Consider the following 18,331-nt stretch of genomic DNA (forward strand, 5'->3'; position numbering starts at 1 on the left):
TTACCGCTGAGGTTATTATGTTTATACAAAACCTTTTACTGGTAGTTGTCGATGTGCTGAAAGTCCCTTCGATTCTGGTCGGGTTAGTCGCGATGTTCGGCCTGATCGCGCAGCGCAAGCCGTTGCCGGATGTGATAAAGGGAACGGTAAAAACGATTCTGGGCTTTTTAGTGCTGGCAGGCGGTGCCACCGTTCTGGTGGGCTCGCTGACGCCGCTCGGCGATATTTTTAAGCACGCATTCAACGTTCAGGGCATTATTCCTAATAACGAAGCGATGGTATCCATCGCGCTGGCGAAATACGGCGCGCCTACCACGCTGATTATGGCGTTCGGCATGGTGGCAAACATTACCGTCGCCCGCTTTACCCGCCTGAAATATATCTATCTTTCTGGCCACGTCACCTTCTATATGGCCTGTATGATTGCCATTATTCTGTCCGTTGCCGGTTTTGAAGGTGTGCAGCTGATTTATACCGGTTCGCTGACGCTGGGCATGCTGATGGCCTTTTTCCCGGCCCTGGCTCAGCCCTATATGCGTAAAATTATCGGTCACGATCAGGTTGCGCTGGCTCATACCGGCACGGTGGGTTATGTCCTGTCAGGCTGGATAGGCTCTATAGTGGGCAAAGGTTCAAAGTCCACCGAAGAGATGAACATGCCCAAAAACCTGAGCTTTTTGCGCGACAGTACCATCTCCATCTCTCTGACCATGATGATCATCTATTTTATTTTGTCCGTCTCGGCGGGCAGAGAGTATGTTGAAAGTCAGTTCAGCCATGGTCAAAACTATCTGGTGTATTCGTTTGTGCAGGCCATTACCTTTGCTGCCGGGGTCTTTATTATCCTGCAGGGCGTGCGCTTAATTCTGGCGGAGATTGTACCGGCCTTTACCGGGTTTTCAGAGAAGCTGGTGCCCAGCGCGCGTCCTGCTCTGGACTGCCCTATCGTGTTTCCCTATGCGCCCAATGCCGTTCTGGTCGGCTTTATTTCCAGCTTTATCGGTGGACTCGTCGGGTTGTTTATCCTTGGGCAGCTGCACTGGGTGCTGATTTTGCCCGGCGTGGTGCCGCACTTTTTCTGCGGGGCGACGGCGGGCGTCTTTGGCAATGCGACGGGCGGCAAGCGGGGTGCGATGATTGGCGCCTTTGCACACGGTATTCTGATTACCTTCCTGCCGGTTGCGTTACTGCCTGTGCTGGGTGCGATTGGTCTGACGAATACCACATTCTCAGATACGGACTTTGGCGTGACAGGGATTCTGCTGGGTAATATGGCGAGGTTCCTCGATAAAGGCACCATTACCATGATTATTACGGGCATCTTTGCGCTGCTGGTGATCTATAACTATGTCGCCGGTAACAAGACCGTGACCAAAGAAGCTAACAGCGACTGAGACAAAACGGGGCTGATGATTCAGCCCCTTCTTAACAGGGCAGGACATAAAACGGGTTAGTTAAATGATTTAACCAGCGTTTTACGGTCTTTTTCCAGCGAGATAACCCGGTTACAGACGTCTTTACCAAACTGCTGGAAGTCCGTTTCCTGATTATTCCATTCGCTCTGAATGGCGTTCTGCAGACCACCAAGGTTACCCATCAACCCCTGCAGCCCGCTGCCGCCACCGTTGGTCATGGCTTTCGTCCCCATCTCATTAATGCTGTCCTGCAGGATACCGCCCATCGCCTGATTCACCAGTTGCTGCCCATCGGCACGAACCTGATCGATCGCCTGGTGATGGAACGTCAGTCCGTCACTGCGATGTTCAATAATGCGGTTCATCTGGGTTTTTAACTGGGCATTCAGCGTGGCCAGTCGGCTGTGCAAGCGGCTTGATTCCCCTACCTGCTCAGTGATGATCTTATCCAGCGCCAGCCGACCTTTCTCCAGACGGGAGGTGGCACCGTTATCGATCCACGGCAGATCGCGACGTAACGCATTTTGGTAATTAATGGCCTGCTGACGACTGGCGGCGTTCATCGTGATTTTTTGCCCGTTGAACTGCACATCGCCCTGCGGCGAAATCACAAGATTGCCGTTTGCGCCAACAACCTGCACGTTTTGTGGGCTAATGACCACATCATCCTGTGGTTTAACGCTGCATTCCCAGGCCGCCTGGGCCTGCGTTGCCGCCAGCAAGAGGCCAGCGACCAGCACGTTACGAATCATACGTTCTCCCTGTCTGGGTGTGAAAGCGATATCGCTGGTAACTTAGTCCCACCAGACGTCAAAGAGTTCGGTCACCTTCACATCCAGTAACTGGCGATCTTCCAGCCATTTACGTACCAGCTCGCGATGTTCCTCGGTACATTTACCGGTTTGCTGCAGGCAGATTAGCCCTTCCCAGGCCAGATAGCCGCTGCCGTCATAAGCCAGGCCATTGGGATCGATCGCTTCGTTAATAAACTGATTCAGCGTTTCGTCGATAACCTCTTCAGAGGTGCCGTCCGGGAAGCGCCAGGCTACGGAAAAGCCCAGCTCCTGAAACTCATCAATATGCAATTTTTTACGTAAACGACGGCTGCGTTGTGTGGCCATTATTTCACCCTCTCAAACATTAAATCCCAAACGCCATGGCCCAAACGCTGCCCGCGCTGCTCAAATTTGGTCAGTGGACGCGTCTCAGGACGCGGCACATACGTATTGTCTTCAGACAGGTTTCGATAACCCGCGATGCTGCTCATCACCTCAAGCATATGCCCGGCATAGGCTTCCCAGTCGGTCGCCATATGGAACACACCGCCCAGTTTCAGTTTACGCATCACAAGCTCGGCAAACGGCACCTGCACGATACGGCGTTTGTTGTGACGGGCTTTATGCCACGGATCGGGAAAGAACAGCTGAACCATGCGCAGTGAATTATCCGGGATCATTTTCTCCAGCACTTCCACCGCATCATGACACATCACCCGCAGATTGCTGACATTGGCCTCTTTCGCCGACGCCAGGCAGGCTCCCACGCCGGGCGCATGCACTTCGATGCCCAGGAAGTTTTGATGCGGATTATTTTGCGCCATGGTGACCAGCGACGCGCCCATACCAAAACCGATCTCCAGCGTGACAGGCGCATCGCGCCCAAACAGCGCGGGCAAATCAATGGGCTCTGGCTGATATTCAACACCCATTTCCGGCCAGTAGTTGTCCAGCGCCTGCTGCTGGCCTTTGGTTAAGCGGCCCTGGCGGCGCACAAAACTACGAATCCGACGCAACGGGCGTCCATTTTCATCATATTCTGGGGTGATGACGTCATTAATCATGTTGAAGCCTGCTGGTTAGCCTGTTCAGGGAAACGGGCATTATGCAAAGTTCAAAAGCAGAAGCAAGCCTTTGCCACTTTCCGCGCGCACCCGGCGTGTTTTGACATGCGTTTTCCTGCCTGAGTGTAGAGTAATGCAAGAAAATTGCCTGGGAGGCTGCTGGCCGGAAACAGAATTATAACGTCATGGTCTGTCGCCGTTGCTGACTGAGCTTGCGGTACTGTTGTGGCGACATGCCGACATACCTGGCAAAGGTGCTGTAAAAGCGACTACTGGAACGGAAGCCGGCCGTCAGCGCCACATCCAGCACGGTAATATCGGTATCGCTCAGCAGCGCCCGGACGTGGTTAATGCGCATCGCGGTAATATACTGTTTTAGCGTAAGCTGCATGACGCGTTGAAAGATACCCATGGCATAGTTTGCATTAAGCTTGACGTGCTCTGCGACGTCATTGATTGTCAGAGCCTGGTCATAATTGTCGGCAATATAGCTCAGCATCTGGCTGACATAAAACTGCGCATGGCGCGACACGCTGTTTTTGTGTGTCCGCGACGTTTTGTTCACCAGCACAGGCTGCCACCCTGACAGACTAAAGCGTTTAAGCATCAGGCCAATTTCATCCACAGCAAGCTGGCGAATCTGTTCATCCGGGCTGTTCAGTTCCTGCTGCCAGCGCTGCACTTCAAAGGCGCTGAGCTGCTGTTTTGCCACAGACTTAATCACCATGCCATGTGTGACATGATTGATGAGTTCCCGGTCGAGCGGCCATGACAGAAACAGATGCATCGGCAGATTAAGGATAGCCATGTTCTGGCAGTTACCGGGCCGGGTAAGCTGGTGCGGTGTACAGGCCCAAAACAGCGTGATATAGCCCTGCTTAATCTGTACGACTTCATTATTGATTAAATATTCCACGTCCCCGTCGAACGGCACATTGACCTCAACCTGCCCATGCCAGTGACAGCTGCTCATCGCCAGCGGCCGACGCAGTTCGATATCCATACGTTGATATTCGGAATAGAGCGACAGCGGGCTGCGGGTTTGCTTTTCGTCACTGCTGCACATATGCGGATCGGGCGGCAGCGTGGCAACGGGCTGTAATGTCGTCATGATTCTCTCCTGAATTATCAGAACCCCGCCCAGCATGCCCGCGGAGACGGCCATAAACAGCATTGGATTCCCTATACTAAGCGCTCTTTCAGACCAGATACTCTTCTTTTTACGTTAATTTATCCCAAAAACTCAGATCTGTTCGTTGCCAGCATCTGATCTGAGTTTTTGGGAATGCTCATCCGATAAGACGGAAGTTTTCGCCCGCACAGCGTGCCACCATGAGATTATCCCACCCTGTCATGGAGCGTTCTGATGTCTGCACCCAAAATTACCTTTATTGGCGCGGGTTCCACTATCTTCGTCAAGAATATCCTTGGCGATGTCTTCCATCGCGATGCGCTAAAATCGGCCCATATTGCCCTGATGGATATTGATGCAACCCGGCTTGAAGAATCCTATACCGTCGTCAGTAAACTTATGGATTCCGCGGGCGCGGCTGGCCAGATTACCTGCCACAGCGAGCAGAAAGCGGCCTTAGCGGATGCGGATTTTGTCGTGGTCGCCTTTCAGATAGGCGGCTATCAGCCCTGTACCGTCACCGATTTTGAGGTCTGTAAACGCTATGGTCTGGAGCAGACCATAGCCGATACGCTGGGCCCCGGCGGCATTATGCGCGCCCTGCGCACCATCCCGCATCTGTGGCAGATTTGCGAAGACATGACGGAAGTCTGCCCGCATGCCACCCTGCTTAATTACGTCAACCCCATGGCGATGAACACCTGGGCAATGTATGCGCGCTATCCCCATATCAAACAGGTTGGGCTGTGCCACTCGGTACAGGGAACGGCGGAGGAACTGGCCAACGATCTGAATTTAAATCCTGCCGATCTGCGTTACCGCTGCGCCGGGATTAATCATATGGCGTTTTATCTGACGCTGGAGCGTAAAACCGCTGACGGCAGTTACGTTGATCTCTATCCCGACCTGCTGGCGGCCTGGAACGCTGGCCAGGTGCCGAAGCCCAACCTGCACGGCAATACGCGCTGTCCCAACATTGTGCGCTATGAAATGTTCAAAAAGCTGGGCTATTTCGTCACCGAATCCTCAGAGCACTTCGCAGAATATACGCCGTGGTTTATCAAACCAGGCCGCGAAGATCTTATTGAACGGTATCAGATTCCGCTGGATGAATATCCCAAACGTTGTGAAGAACAACTGGCGGAATGGCGAGCAGAACTGGCACGTTACCGTCGCGCCGAACGTATTGAAAGCAAACCCTCACGTGAGTACGCCAGCACGATTATGAACGCTATCTGGACCGGCGAACCGGCGGTCATTTATGGCAACGTGCGTAATGATAGCCTGATCGATAATCTGCCGCAGGGATGCTGCGTGGAAGTCGCTTGTCTGGTCGATGCCAATGGGATTCAGCCCACCAAAGTCGGCACGATTCCGTCACATCTGGCCGCCATGATGCAAACCAATATCAATGTGCAGACACTGCTGACCGAAGCCATTCTGACTGAAAACCGCGATCGGGTTTATCACGCCGCCATGCTGGATCCGCATACGGCAGCGGTATTAAGCCTTGATGAGATCTATGCACTGGTGGACGAACTCATCACTGAGCACGGCAGTTGGCTGCCCGCCTGGCTTCATCGTTAATTCTTTGTCGCCGGATGCTATGTCCGGCCGCGATTCTACGTCATAACAGTGAGCGGGCGCTGGCAACAGCGACCCGGCAACCGATGAGCATTTCGATAACGACAAAACTCAGTTACGGATGTGGTGCGTTTGGAAAAGACTTCGCGATTGGCATTGTTTACCTCTACCTGATGTATTACTACACCGACGTGGTGGGATTATCGGTTGGCATGGTCGGCACGTTGTTTTTAGTCGCCCGGATCTGGGATGCGATTAACGATCCCATTATGGGATGGATCGTTACCATTACACGTTCTCGCTGGGGGAAATTTAAACCCTGGATTTTAACTGGCACGCTGACAAACTCGCTGGTGCTGTTCGCGTTATTTAGCGCTCACCTGTTTGAAGGGACGACACAGCTGGTTTTTGTCTGGGTCACCTACATTCTGTGGGGAATGACCTATACCATAATGGATATTCCGTTCTGGTCACTGGTACCGACCATTACGCTGGACAAACGTGAGCGCGAAGAGCTGGTGCCCTGGCCACGCTTTTTTGCCAGCCTCGCCTCCTTTGTCACGGCCGGCATTGCGCTACCGTTTGTCAGTTATATCGGGGGCGACGATCGCGGCTTTGGCTTTCAGATGTTTACCCTGCTCCTGATCGTGTTTTTCATCGCGGCAACCCTCATCACGCTGCGTAATGTTCATGAGGTTTATTCATCAGACGGCGCGCAGACTCAGGACGGCGGCCGGATGGGACTGAGCGCGATCGTCGGCCTTATCTACCGCAACGATCAGCTTGCCTGCCTGCTCGGTATGGCGCTGGCCTATAACATTGCGGCGAATATCATTACCGGTTTTGCGATTTACTATTTTACCTATGTGATCGGCGATGCCAGTCTCTTCCCTTACTACCTCTCCTATGCTGGCGCGGCGAACCTGGCAACACTGGTTCTGTTCCCCAAATTAGTGAATCTGCTGTCACGCCGGATACTATGGGCGGCGGCGTCTGCCCTGCCGATTCTGAGCGGCGGTGTGCTGTTCGCTATGGCATTAGCAGGCAGTCACGCGACATCCTTAATCGTTATTGCCGGGATTTTATTCAATACCGGAACGGCGCTTTTCTGGGTGCTTCAGGTAATTATGGTGGCGGATACCGTAGATTACGGCGAATACAAACTGCATGTGCGCTGTGAAAGCATTGCCTATTCGGTGCAAACCATGGTCGTTAAAGGCGGCTCTGCGCTGGCGGCTTTCTTTATCGCTGTCGTGCTGGGCATGATTGGCTATCTGCCCAACATCAACCAGTCGCAGGAAACCCTTGCTGGCATGCAGTTTATTATGATCGTGCTGCCCGCTGTCTTTTTTGCCCTGACGCTGCTGCTCTATTTCCGTTTCTATACACTGAACGGCGATATGCTACGGAAAATTCACATCCGCCTGCTGGATAAATACCGTAAGCCACCGGAAAAGGAAGCGGTGCCGATCGCAGCAACCAAAGAGATAAAAATTTAAACGCGAAGCCCCGACCCGGGGCTTCTGTTTTAAGTCTGACTTTCGGCTATGCCCGAAAACGAGAAACAACCCGTGTTTTATCAGCAACATTTCCATCGCCTTCTTGTGTGTAACCGGCCTTATCTGACAACCGGGCCTCAGTGGCCACCAGAAAGAAACAGGCCTTTGCAATCTTCAGGTTTACTCTCAGTGGCGCTTATGCTGGAATTCCCGCCTGAATGTCGCGTAATCACGGAAATATCCCCTTTATGATGCAAGCCCCGCAGTTCGCGCAACAGGTGCTGGACTGGTATCAACGCTTTGGCCGCAAAACCCTGCCGTGGCAGTTGGAGAAAACACCTTATAAGGTGTGGCTGTCTGAAGTGATGTTACAGCAAACCCAGGTCGCCACCGTTATCCCCTATTTTGAGCGCTTTATGGCGCGCTTTCCGACCGTCAGCGATCTGGCCGCCGCGCCGCTGGACGAAGTGCTGCATCTCTGGACCGGTCTGGGTTACTACGCGCGTGCGCGTAACCTGCACAAAGCCGCCAAACAGGTGGTTGAGGTGCACGGCGGCGAGTTCCCGCGCAACTACGATGACGTCGCCGCGCTGCCCGGCGTAGGCCGCTCGACAGCGGGTGCGATCTTATCGCTATCGCTGGGCCTGCACTTCCCGATTCTGGACGGTAACGTGAAACGGGTTTTGGCTCGCTGTTACGCAGTGGCTGGCTGGCCGGGCAGGAAGGATGTTGAAAAACGGCTGTGGCAAATTAGTGAAGACGTGACGCCAGCCGAGGGCGTCAGTCAGTTTAACCAGGCCATGATGGATCTGGGCGCCATGGTTTGCACCCGCTCGCGCCCGAAATGTGAAATCTGCCCGCTCAGCGATGGTTGCGAAGCCCGCGCGACGAACAGCTGGGCAAACTATCCTGGCAAAAAACCTAAGCAGACGTTGCCTGAACGCAGCGGCTGGTTTTTGATGATGCAAAACGGCGACAATGTCTGGCTTGAACAGCGTCCGCCGGTGGGTTTATGGGGCGGTTTATTCTGCTTCCCGCAGTTCACCAGTGAAGACGATCTGAACGCCTGGCTGTCGACGCGCGGCATCCATGCCAAACCGCAGCAGCTTACGGCATTTCGTCACACCTTCAGCCATTTTCATCTGGATATCGTTCCCATGTGGCTGTCATGGCCTTCTGCCGGGGCATTAATGGATGAAGCTGGCGGTCTCTGGTATAACTTAACGCTGCCGCCATCTGTGGGATTAGCCGCACCTGTAGAGCGTCTTTTACACGAACTGCGCCATCCCCAGCCGTTGCCTGTGGGCGACGGTGAGATTAATGAGGAAGAGTAATGAGCCGCACCATTTTTTGTACTTTTTTACAACGCGACGCTGAAGGGCAGGATTTTCAGCTCTACCCTGGCGATCTGGGAAAACGCATTTACAATGAAATCTCGAAAGAAGCCTGGCAGCAATGGATGGCTAAGCAGACGATGCTGATCAACGAGAAAAAACTCAATATGATGAATCCCGACGATCGCAAAGTGCTGGAAAAGGAAATGATCAATTTCCTGTTCGAAGGTAAAGACGTTCATATTGAAGGCTACACGCCACCCGAAGCATAACTTTATTGGCCTCCGTGTTGAGGCCGTTTTCCAGGTCAGGCACGTATTTTAGATGAATAAAAAGCTGATAGCCCTGCTGGTGATTGCCCCCCTTTTGGTGTCCTGCTCCGGTAAAAAACATCCGGAATATTCAGAGGAATGGGTCAAAGATACCAACGGATTTGACATTCTGATGGGGCAATTCGCCCATAACATTGAGAACATCTGGGGTATCAATGAGGTCCTGATCGCCGGACCGAAAGACTACGTTAAATACACCGACAATTATTACACCCGCAGCCACATCAACTTTGAAAGCGGGAACATCACCATTGAGACCATTTCCGGTACCGATCCTGCCGCCAGTCTGCGTCAGGCGATCGTGACTACGTTACTGATCGGCGACGATCCGGGAAATGTCGATCTCTACTCTGATGCTAACGACATTCAGATCAGTAAAGAGCCGTTGTTGTACGGACAGGTGCTGGATAACACCGGTCAGGCGATTCGCTGGCAGGGACGTGCTCAGGCCTTTGCTGACTACTTGATTGCCAATAAACTGCAACGCCGTACGTCCGGCCTGCATGTGATCTACTCGGTCACGATTCCGATGGTGCCAAACCATCTAGATAAGCGTGCGCATAAATATCTGCCTATGGTGCGTAAAGCCGCCGAAGAGTACGGTGTAGATGCGTCTCTGATTCTGGCTATTATGCAGACCGAATCCAGCTTTAACCCCTACGCAGTCAGCCATTCTGATGCGCTCGGCCTGATGCAGGTAGTGCAGCATACCGCCGGTGTGGATGTATTCCGCATGAAGGGCAAATGGGGCAAACCGAGCCGCAGCTATCTGCTGGATCCCGAGAACAACATTGATGCCGGTACTGCCTATCTGTCGTTGCTGCAGAGCAACTATCTGGCCGGTATTCAGGATCCGGTTTCACGCCGCTATGCGGTTATCACCGCCTATAACGGCGGCGCCGGTAGTGTACTGCGCGTGTTCTCCAGCGATAAAGATCGTGCCTTTACCATTATTAACAGTATGTCGCCGGGTCAGGTTTATCAGACGCTGTCGAAGCAGCATCCGTCGGCGGAATCGCGGCGGTATTTGTATAAGGTGAGTTCGGCGCAGCGGAGTTATCACAGGTATTGATTTGGCGGGGTTCCGCTCAGCAGGTGCTGCGGGTTGCTCTGAGCGGGTTCTGCTCACCAGGTGGCGTGGGCTGCGGGTTGCTCTGAGCGGGTTCCGCCCGCCAGGTGGCGGGGCCTGCGGGCTGCTCTGAGCGGGTTCCGCCCGCCTGGTGGCGGGGCTGCGGGTTGCTCTGAGCGGGTTCTGCTCACCAGGTGGCGGGGGCTGCGGGTTGCTCTGAGCGGGTTCCGCCCGCCTGGTGGCGGGAGCTACGGGTTGCTCTGAGCGGGTTCTGCTCACCAGGTGGTGGGGCTGCGGGTTGCTCTGGGCGGGTTCCGCTCACCAGGTGGTGGGGCTGCGGGTTGCTCTGAGCGGGTTCCGCCCGCCAGGCGGCCTGGAGTTTCAGCCTGCCCGTGCAGGCGGACGTGTTAAGGGGCTCGCGCCAGCCCCTTAACAATCCCGGCGGCCGTCAGCCGTCGCTGTTCCTTCGTCTCTCACTCCGGCCTCACGGGCCGTCCGGATGCGCCCTCCCTGGCGCAGCCGTTCTCGTCGCGGCATCCCTGCCGCGCCGCCCTGGCCTCCGTTCTCTCCTCAGCGCGCCGGATGCCGGCAGAAAACCCCCCGCCTGCCAGTCCTGGTTTTTTAAAAAAAGCGGGTGTTGTCTGTTTGAATGTGTTCAGTGAGGCTTAAAAAGAGCAGACTTGATAAACGGGGAGTGCTTCAGAACCTACAAGAGCAGGTTTTGCGATTACCTACAGCGACACCGGAAGTGGCTTTAACAAAGACAGTGAAGCGGGGGTTTGGGGCGGCCTTCCCACCCGCTGAGCGGATGAGGGATTTCCGGATGAGCCGACAGGACGTCGGCGAGAGCCGGGCCGCGCCACGGATGGCGCGTCCTGGCGGTCCGCAGAAATCCTGAAGCAGCGAAGGCACCGCGAAGCGGCGGGTGGGCAGGACGGGAGCCCGGGGTCAAGGGGCCGCGGCGGCTGGCGGCCCCTTGTCGGTCGCCCGCACCGGGCTGGCTGAAACTCCAGGCCGTCTGGCGAGCGAAACCCTCTCAGTGTTTCATAAGCTGTCAGCGACTCAAACCTTCTCAACGCCTGCTCGCGCAAGCATCACTGCAACTCACTATCTGTATCCAAAGCAATAAAAACGCCTGAACAGGCGCAAATCTTAGAGCGGGGGAATTGGGCAGGACAGGAGCCGGGGTCAAGGGGCCGCGGCGGCTGGCGGCCCCTTGTCGGTCGCCCGCACAGGGCAGACTGAAACTCCAGGCCGTCTGGCGAGCGAAACCCTCTCAGCGTTTCATAAGCTGCCAGCGACTCAAACCATCTCAGGGCCAGCCATGGCCCCTGATTCCAGCCAGGCTGTGCAAACAGCCACCCAGCACTTACCCCTGCATCATGTTCGCCACCAGGTACTTACGTCCCTCGGCATCTTCCTCGGTGTAAACGCCCTGTAGCTCGGGTGAAAAACCCGGGAGCTGGTTGATGCCTGCTTCCAGCGCAAGAAAATAACGCTGTACCGCCCCACCCCAGGCTTCACCGGGAACAACACAGAGTACGCCAGGCGGATAAGGCAGCGCGCCTTCCGCGGCGATGCGCCCTTCTGCTGACGCAATCGGCACCAGCTCCACATCACCGCGAATATAAGCCTGATGTGCGTCCTGTGGATTCACTTTGACCTGAGGTAAGCCCTGCTCACGGAACATGAGACGTTGCAGATCTTTCACATTGAAGCTCACGTACAGGTCATGCATCTCCTGGCACAGGCGGCGCAACGTGTAACCGGCGTAGCGTTTGGCGTTCTTACGGTAAAGCGTGGGCAGGACTTCAGCCAGCAACGTGTCGTCTTTTACATGCTGCTCAAACTGCGCCAGCATGGCGACCAGGTTGGCCATTTTCTCCGGGCTTTCCGCTGGCGTAAGCAGAAACAGGATGGAGTTAAGGTCACATTTTTCCGGCACGATGCCGTTTTCACGCAGGTAGTTGGCCAGGATCGTCGCCGGAATCCCAAAGTCAGCATATTCGCCGCTTGCCGCGTCAATGCCCGGCGTGGTCAGCAGCAGTTTGCAGGGATCGACGCGGTACTGATCGCGATCGTATCCTGCAAAACCGTGCCATTTGGCGTTGGGTTCGAAGCTGAAATAGTGCAGATCCCGCGCGATCTCCTCTGTGGGCGCATCCTGCCAGCGTTTGCCGTTCACCGTTTCAGGAACAAAAGGCAGGATCATATCGCAGCGCTCAAAGATTGCCTTGCGCGCCTCAATGCCAAGCATGACGCACTCGTCCCACATGCGACGTCCCGCCTCGCCCTGGTGCATTTTGGCGTTAATATCCAGTGCGGCAAACAGCGGATAAAACGGGCTGGTAGAGGCGTGCAGCATAAAGGCGTTATTCAATCGCTTATGCGGGCAGAAACGCTTCTGACCGCGGATATGGTTGTCTTTTTTATGAATCTGCGAGGTCTGTGAAAAGCCCGCAAGCTGCTTGTGTACCGACTGCGTCACAAAAATGCCGGGATCGTTTTCGTTTAACGACAGCGTCAGCGGTGAGCAGCCTTCCATCAGCGGAATAAACTGTTCGTAGCCCAGCCAGGCGGAGTCAAACAGGATGTAGTCACACAGATGACCTATGCGATCCACCACCTGACGCGCGTTGTACACCGTGCCGTCATAGGTGCCTAACTGGATAATCGCCAGGCGGAAAGGACGTGCTTCCTGCGCACGCTCAGGGGCCACGTTGGCGATCTGAGCACGCAGATAATCCTCATCAAAACAGTGCGCGTCAATGCCCCCAATGAAGCCAAACGGATTACGGGCCGCTTCGAGATAAACGGGCGTTGCGCCAGCCTGAATCAGCGCCCCATGGTGGTTGGACTTGTGGTTGTTGCGGTCAAACAGCACTAAATCGCCGCGCGTCAGCAAGGCATTCGTGACCACTTTGTTGGCGCTTGAGGTGCCGTTCAACACAAAGTAGGTTTTATCGGCATTAAAAACTTTGGCAGCAAACTTCTGTGCATGCTTAGCCGATCCCTCATGGATCAGCAGATCGCCCAGCTTGACGTCAGCGTTACACATGTCTGAGCGAAAAACGTTTTCGCCATAAAAATCATAAAATTGCTTACCTGCCGGATGCTTTTTAAAAAAGGCACCGCCCTGATGACCGGGGCAGGCAAATGTACTGTTTTGCATATCGACATAGCGGGTCAGCGTTTCAAAGAACGGGGGCAGCAACTCAGCTTCATACGCCTGCGCCGCCGTTTCCAGTGCCGCCCAGTCCTGCGGTTCACCGTTCAACTCACCCGTCACGCCGGGCAGATGCATAACCTCTTCTTCAAAGGCATTGGCAACAAACACCGGTAAGTTAAAACCGGTATGCCGCAATAAGGTCAGCACGCCACTGCGTGTATCCGCAAGCGAGACGACCACAGCCGCCACATCGGTAAAATCAGTATTATCCAGCGTGACCACGTCGCGCGCAGTATTCAGGGACAGACTTGGCGCAACGGCGGCGCTGGCAGCAATTTTAAGTGGTGTCATAACACAAATCCCTAACAGTCAGGGAGTGGGTGCCTGAGGCACGGCAATAGGGAAATTTCCCCGGCGAATGATATCTGACGGGCCAAACCGATAGACATCAGTAAAGAGTAGTCCTTACTCATGTCCAACAGCAACGACCAGGCTGGCGTCACCGCATAGTGACGGAAATTTGTGTAACCGGTATGACGGCGGAAAACAGGTCACGCGCCAGGTCTGGCGAGTGGGAACAAGTGCAAAAACGCATTGATCCGGACATGATAGCGTCCTCTGTCTGGGATGGCGGCGGGGAAAAATGTGGCGGCAATAATGTCATTTTTTACTGACAGGGACAACCCGACAACGTTAAATATCAGGTCAATAACTTTAAAATAAAAAACAATACATATCATTCAGTTGCAATATCTTTAAGCGACTAAGCTTCTGTAATCAATGCAAAATTATGCCATGTCCGGACATTGCCGCCCCGCCACCGGGATGTTTGATAATGCCTCAGAGCGGGGTACTTGTCGGGCCAGTACCTGGCCCTCTCAGGCTGTCGGGCGTAAACTTGCCTGATGATTCTTACGCCTGACGGAGGCTGTATGTTTAAGGCACTGGTCATTGAAAATGACGAACAAGGTTACCGTACCGAGTTAAAAGAACTCTCCGAAACACAGTTGCCCCACCAGGATGTCACGCTCGACGTGCACTATTCCACCCTGAACTACAAAGATGCGCTGGCCATCTGTAATAAAGGCCCGATTGTCCGTGAATTTCCCATGGTGCCGGGGATTGATTTCGTCGGTCGCGTAGTCGCCAGCCAGCATTCCGACTGGAAGCAGGACGACACCGCTATTTTGACCGGCTGGGGCGTGGGAGAAAAACACTGGGGCGGCCTGGCGCAAAAAGCCTGTGTCGTAGGCGACTGGTTAGTGCCCGTGCCAGACGGCTTATCGCCACTGAATACGATGGCCATTGGCACCGCCGGTTTTACCGCCATGCTGTGCGTGCTGGCTTTAGAAAAACAGGGCGTTACGCCCGATCGCGGCCCCGTGCTGGTCACCGGTGCCAGCGGTGGCGTGGGCAGCTTTAGCGTCAGCCTGCTGGCAAAACTCGGCTACGAGGTGATCGCCTCCAGCGGCCGCGCCAGCGATGAAAACTGGCTGATCAACACGCTGGGCGCGAAAAGGATTATGGATCGTGCTGAACTGTCTCAGCCGGGCAAACCTTTGGGCAAAGAGCGCTGGGCCGCGGCTATCGACAGCGTGGGCAGCCATACGCTGAGTAACGTTCTGGCGGGCACGCAGCGCGATGGCGTTGTCGCCGCCTGTGGCATGGCTCAGGGGCTGGATCTGCCCACCAGCGTCGCGCCTTTTATTTTACGCGGCGTGACGTTGGCGGGCGTGGACAGCGTGATGTGCCCTAAACCGCTTCGCCAGCAGGCCTGGCAACGGCTCGGACAGTTGATGAATGATGCGCAACTGTCTCAGATGATCACGGTCATCCCACTGAGCGAAGCCAGTCAGGGCGCGCGGGATCTGCTTGAAGGCAAGGTTCGCGGCCGCCTGGTGGTGGACTGCCGCTAACGGTCTTTATGGGGCGGCGCATTCTGCTGCATCAGTAACGCGCTTAGCCCCTGCAGTGCCCAGCTCGCGCCCTGCTCCATGACGGCTTTGGGGTCGCCAGAAAAGTGCTGACAACGGGCAACGACTTTGCCATCAGGCAATGTCCATCCTACCCAGATAGTGCCTGCAGGCGTACCATCTTCGCCGCCGTCCGGTCCGGCATAGCCGCTTATCGCCAGACTCACCAGTTCGCCGGACCGTTCACGCGCCCCCAGCGCCATTTCACACACGGTTTCTCTGCTGACTGCAGTGTGATTTTCCAGCGTTTGCGGGTTAACGCCAAGCAGACGCACTTTGGCGCTTTCGCTGTAGGTGACGAAGCCGCTGGTAAAAAAATCACCGCTGTTTTCGACCGCCGCCAGCGTAATACTGATCAATCCCGCCGTGCAGGACTCTGCGGTTGCCAGACGCAAACCAGAGGATAAAAGCTGCTGACCCAGTTGTTCAGCAGCCTGACTGAGTTTCATGGTCATGAGTTTTCCTTTGTTTTCTGTCACAGGTAAAGTATGGCTGAAACTCAGTAATCTGATGCGGCTAATCTGATGTTTTATCAGCGTAAACGGGAAAATGGCCTGTGCCGTTTCGGCTAACACGTCGCCCATCGTTCTCTGCCGTTTCGGCTGGCAACGCGAACCGGTTTGTCCCGGTCAGCCTGTAGATGTTTCATGTAGCCTGTCTGCCATTGCGTAACATCGCTGACAGCCCTTATTCAGGAAAAGGAGAAAAGAATATGCAAAAACCTGTCGTTGTGATCCACTACTGTACCCAGTGTAACTGGTTGCTGCGCTCAGCCTGGATGGCACAGGAATTGCTGCACACTTTTGCTCAGGACCTGGCCAGCGTCACGCTTCGCCCCGGCAGCGGCGGCATATTTGAAGTAACGGTAGATGACCATCTGGTGTGGGAACGTAAACGTGACGGCGGCTTTCCCGATGCTCAGGTGCTCAAGCAGCGTGTCAGAGATATCTGCTTTCCGGAACGTTCACTGGGACACATCGACAAAAACAAAACTGACGGAAGCTGACGGGCACGATCCGGCGTTAACTGCGGCTGATTTGCTCAGCGGCTGCGTTCAGCGCAGCCACAATCTTATGCCGTGTTTCGTCCGTGATGTCCTGCTGTGCCAGACGGCCATTTAAAGCGTTTTTAAACTGAAAGATGGCCTGTTCTATCTCGGGAATACTGCGGTTGTTGACTAATACAGCCAGCGAGGAAAGGCGCGTAATCAAACGCGACAATGGCTGGGCTTCGGCCTCTAACATCGCCTGACCCGTTGCGGTCACTACATAAGCCTTTCTCGCCGCCTGAGGATCGACAATCTCAATGGCCTCCATTTCCTCAAGCAAGGTCAGGTTGGGATAAATGATACCCGGGCTGGGGGAATATTCCCCTTTCGACAGTTCTTCAACGCATTTAATCAGCTCGTAACCGTGCGAGGCGCGCTGAGCGATAAAGTGCAGCATCAACAGGCGCATTTCACCCGCATCAAGCATCTTTTCCCGGCGCTTCCGCCGCGCTGCGCAAGGCCGCGCAGACTGGCTGCGGTTATCCTGTTCTGAATGGGCCGAATCCATCTGTCGCCTCTGCCTGTTTAAGGAGAAAGAGCCTGATGGTAGAGGGCCACCAGGTAAAATTCAATCAACGGCAGGTCACTCACTTGTGATGCCAGTAAGCAACCGCACGCACAAGATCAGCATCCACGCCGCGTTGCGTTGTGAAGTAGTCAGCGAGCTGTTTAACGACGCGCCCTTCTCCCGTTAGCCAGATAAAAGCGTCATGCGACGGTATCGCTATCTTATCCAGCGCCGCCGTCAGGGCTGGCAAAGCCGCCTGCGTCATCTGCTGGCTACCGAGCCAGGCCACATTTGCCTTGCCGGTGTCCGCTAAGTAGTCACGCCCCGTTTTTTCATCGGTGAAGGCAAACAGGTGCAGGGTTTCGGCTTCAATGCTGCGGCTGCGGCGCTGAAACGCAGGCAGACCAGTTTCATCACAGACATAAAGCTGGAAAGCATAATCCGTTGGGACCAGCAGAGAACCGCGAGGTCCACCGATAATCAGGCTGTCGCCGGTCTGTGCCTGCGCGGCCCAGTCGCTGGCGACACCGCTTTCATGCAGGTAAAAATCGATTGTCAGCGAAGATTCACCATCAAAGTCAAACGGCGTGTAGTCACGCGCAGCCGGCCGCAAGCCGTCTTTCCAGTGAATGCCGTCATCGTCCATCGTCGGCAGTTGCAGCGTCGTGTCAGCGGTGGGTGGGAAAAAGACTTTGATGTGATCATCAAAACCGGGCGAATTAAATCCTTTCAGGTCGTCGCCCGTAAACACGATGCGCCAAAACCGGTCAGCCACTTTGGTTTTGGTGGCAACGTAAATACAGCGAAAGCGGAGCGCGTTACGGATACGTTCAGGTAAACGGCGGGAAGAAGATGCAGGCACAGTGGCTCTCCGAAAAACAGGGTTGCACGCAACCTTAGTAAACAACAATCATTCTCATGTCAGTCGGAGAGAATAGCTATGATATATTTTAAGAACAATGACTAAAAATGCGGTCCGGCAGTACGTGCAGGCACATCTGTCGGCCTTTTATCGCTGAAAAGCAAAAAGGCGCTTACGCGCCTTTTAAAGGAGGACTGTCGGTTATCGGGCGGTTACTGCGCCTGATTTTGTCCGCTGTTTTGCGGCAGCGAGCTGTCACCGAGTATCTCGCTGTGGCCGGCCTGACTGCCGGGATGTAATCCTGTGCGAACATTGCCGGGATCGGTGAGTTGTGCAGTCGCCAGGCCGGGAGCGGCACACAGCGCGACAGTCAGAAAAAAGGCGGCTATTTGCGTTATTTTGGTCATGGTATTTTGCCTGTTCAGGCGTAAAAAGCAGGTGAATATCCAGCGCTGAGAAGGAAATACAGTATGCGTAGCTGCGCTCAGCGCTTCGGTAAGGATTTTACGCCTTGCCTGCCAGCCTGCTTATAAAATCGTGCGCTTTATCACACAATGACGCACATA

17 protein-coding genes are annotated in these 18,331 nt (G+C 54.7%); 8 read left to right on the plus strand and 9 right to left on the minus strand.

Features of this window, described 5'->3' with window-relative positions; translation table 11 throughout:
- Positions 1–17 precede the first annotated feature (17 nt).
- The gene (locus tag RAC60_RS14225; RefSeq protein ID WP_033739662.1) at positions 18–1,394 is read left to right on the plus strand and encodes a PTS ascorbate transporter subunit IIC; all 1,377 of its coding nucleotides are present in this window, start codon (positions 18–20) and stop codon (positions 1,392–1,394) included.
- Between the two features lie 56 nt (positions 1,395–1,450).
- Here RAC60_RS14225 and RAC60_RS14230 read toward each other — a convergent pair whose 3' ends face one another.
- The 4 genes from RAC60_RS14230 to melR all read right to left on the minus strand — a co-directional run bounded on the left by RAC60_RS14230 (position 1,451) and on the right by melR (position 4,366).
- Positions 1,451–2,167: a DUF2884 domain-containing protein gene (locus RAC60_RS14230; protein ID WP_006120862.1), complete on the minus strand. Its 717-nt coding sequence runs from the start codon at positions 2,165–2,167 to the stop codon at positions 1,451–1,453.
- 42 nt (positions 2,168–2,209) lie between these two features.
- Entirely contained in the window at positions 2,210–2,536 is a 327-nt protein-coding gene (locus RAC60_RS14235; protein WP_006120863.1) for a YggL family protein, read from the minus strand.
- On the minus strand, positions 2,536–3,255 hold the full coding sequence (gene trmB / locus RAC60_RS14240; RefSeq protein ID WP_033739664.1) for a tRNA (guanosine(46)-N7)-methyltransferase TrmB: 720 nt from the start codon (positions 3,253–3,255) through the stop codon (positions 2,536–2,538). Before trmB ends, RAC60_RS14235 begins: the two co-directional genes overlap by 1 nt.
- A gap of 175 nt (positions 3,256–3,430) precedes the next feature.
- On the minus strand, positions 3,431–4,366 hold the full coding sequence (gene melR / locus RAC60_RS14245) for a transcriptional regulator MelR (RefSeq protein ID WP_006120865.1): 936 nt from the start codon (positions 4,364–4,366) through the stop codon (positions 3,431–3,433).
- Between the two features lie 252 nt (positions 4,367–4,618).
- Between melR and RAC60_RS14250 the strand changes: the two genes are divergently transcribed.
- From RAC60_RS14250 to mltC, 5 genes are all read left to right on the plus strand, one after another.
- Positions 4,619–5,974, plus strand: coding sequence for an alpha-glucosidase/alpha-galactosidase (locus tag RAC60_RS14250; RefSeq protein WP_110268370.1), 1,356 nt, complete (start codon positions 4,619–4,621; stop codon positions 5,972–5,974).
- Between the two features lie 83 nt (positions 5,975–6,057).
- Positions 6,058–7,470 (plus strand): melibiose:sodium transporter MelB, encoded by a 1,413-nt coding sequence (gene melB / locus RAC60_RS14255; protein WP_110268371.1) that lies wholly within the window; start codon positions 6,058–6,060, stop codon positions 7,468–7,470.
- Positions 7,471–7,718: 248 nt separating this feature from the next.
- The gene (gene mutY / locus RAC60_RS14260; protein WP_033739690.1) at positions 7,719–8,804 is read left to right on the plus strand and encodes an A/G-specific adenine glycosylase; all 1,086 of its coding nucleotides are present in this window, start codon (positions 7,719–7,721) and stop codon (positions 8,802–8,804) included.
- Positions 8,804–9,076: an oxidative damage protection protein gene (locus RAC60_RS14265; RefSeq protein ID WP_006120869.1), complete on the plus strand. Its 273-nt coding sequence runs from the start codon at positions 8,804–8,806 to the stop codon at positions 9,074–9,076. The genes mutY and RAC60_RS14265 overlap by 1 nt, the downstream gene beginning before the upstream one ends.
- Positions 9,077–9,128: 52 nt before the next feature.
- Positions 9,129–10,208 carry a membrane-bound lytic murein transglycosylase MltC gene (gene mltC / locus RAC60_RS14270; RefSeq protein WP_033739669.1) on the plus strand — a complete coding sequence of 360 codons (1,080 nt, stop codon included), beginning with the start codon at positions 9,129–9,131 and terminating at the stop codon, positions 10,206–10,208.
- 1,366 nt (positions 10,209–11,574) lie between these two features.
- On the opposite strand, the gene RAC60_RS14275 is transcribed toward mltC, so the two are convergent.
- Complete coding sequence (locus RAC60_RS14275) at positions 11,575–13,725, minus strand: ornithine decarboxylase (protein ID WP_375093935.1); 2,151 nt, start codon at positions 13,723–13,725, stop codon at positions 11,575–11,577.
- A gap of 581 nt (positions 13,726–14,306) precedes the next feature.
- On the opposite strand from RAC60_RS14275, the gene RAC60_RS14280 reads away from it, so the two are divergent.
- A complete protein-coding gene (locus RAC60_RS14280; protein WP_033739698.1) occupies positions 14,307–15,290 on the plus strand; it encodes an MDR family oxidoreductase in 984 nt (327 codons plus the stop codon).
- Here RAC60_RS14280 and RAC60_RS14285 read toward each other — a convergent pair.
- On the minus strand, positions 15,287–15,802 hold the full coding sequence (locus RAC60_RS14285) for a CinA family protein (RefSeq protein WP_375093936.1): 516 nt from the start codon (positions 15,800–15,802) through the stop codon (positions 15,287–15,289). The two genes, RAC60_RS14280 and RAC60_RS14285, sit on opposite strands and share 4 nt — an antisense overlap.
- Before the next feature lie 257 nt (positions 15,803–16,059).
- On the opposite strand from RAC60_RS14285, the gene RAC60_RS14290 reads away from it, so the two are divergent.
- Positions 16,060–16,353, plus strand: a complete 294-nt coding sequence (locus tag RAC60_RS14290) for a SelT/SelW/SelH family protein (protein ID WP_006118282.1) — start codon at positions 16,060–16,062, stop codon at positions 16,351–16,353.
- Positions 16,354–16,369: 16 nt separating this feature from the next.
- Here RAC60_RS14290 and RAC60_RS14295 read toward each other — a convergent pair whose 3' ends face one another.
- The 3 genes from RAC60_RS14295 to RAC60_RS14305 form a co-directional block, all read right to left on the minus strand.
- Positions 16,370–16,903, minus strand: coding sequence for a PadR family transcriptional regulator (locus RAC60_RS14295; RefSeq protein WP_054633183.1), 534 nt, complete (start codon positions 16,901–16,903; stop codon positions 16,370–16,372).
- Positions 16,904–16,982: 79 nt separating this feature from the next.
- Entirely contained in the window at positions 16,983–17,765 is a 783-nt protein-coding gene (locus RAC60_RS14300; RefSeq protein ID WP_375093937.1) for a siderophore-interacting protein, read from the minus strand.
- Positions 17,766–17,977: 212 nt separating this feature from the next.
- A complete protein-coding gene (locus RAC60_RS14305; RefSeq protein ID WP_006118279.1) occupies positions 17,978–18,172 on the minus strand; it encodes a hypothetical protein in 195 nt (64 codons plus the stop codon).
- Positions 18,173–18,331 lie beyond the last annotated feature (159 nt).

The organism is Pantoea sp. BR_17 (assembly GCF_041955125.1).
GTDB lineage: Bacteria > Pseudomonadota > Gammaproteobacteria > Enterobacterales > Enterobacteriaceae > Pantoea > Pantoea stewartii.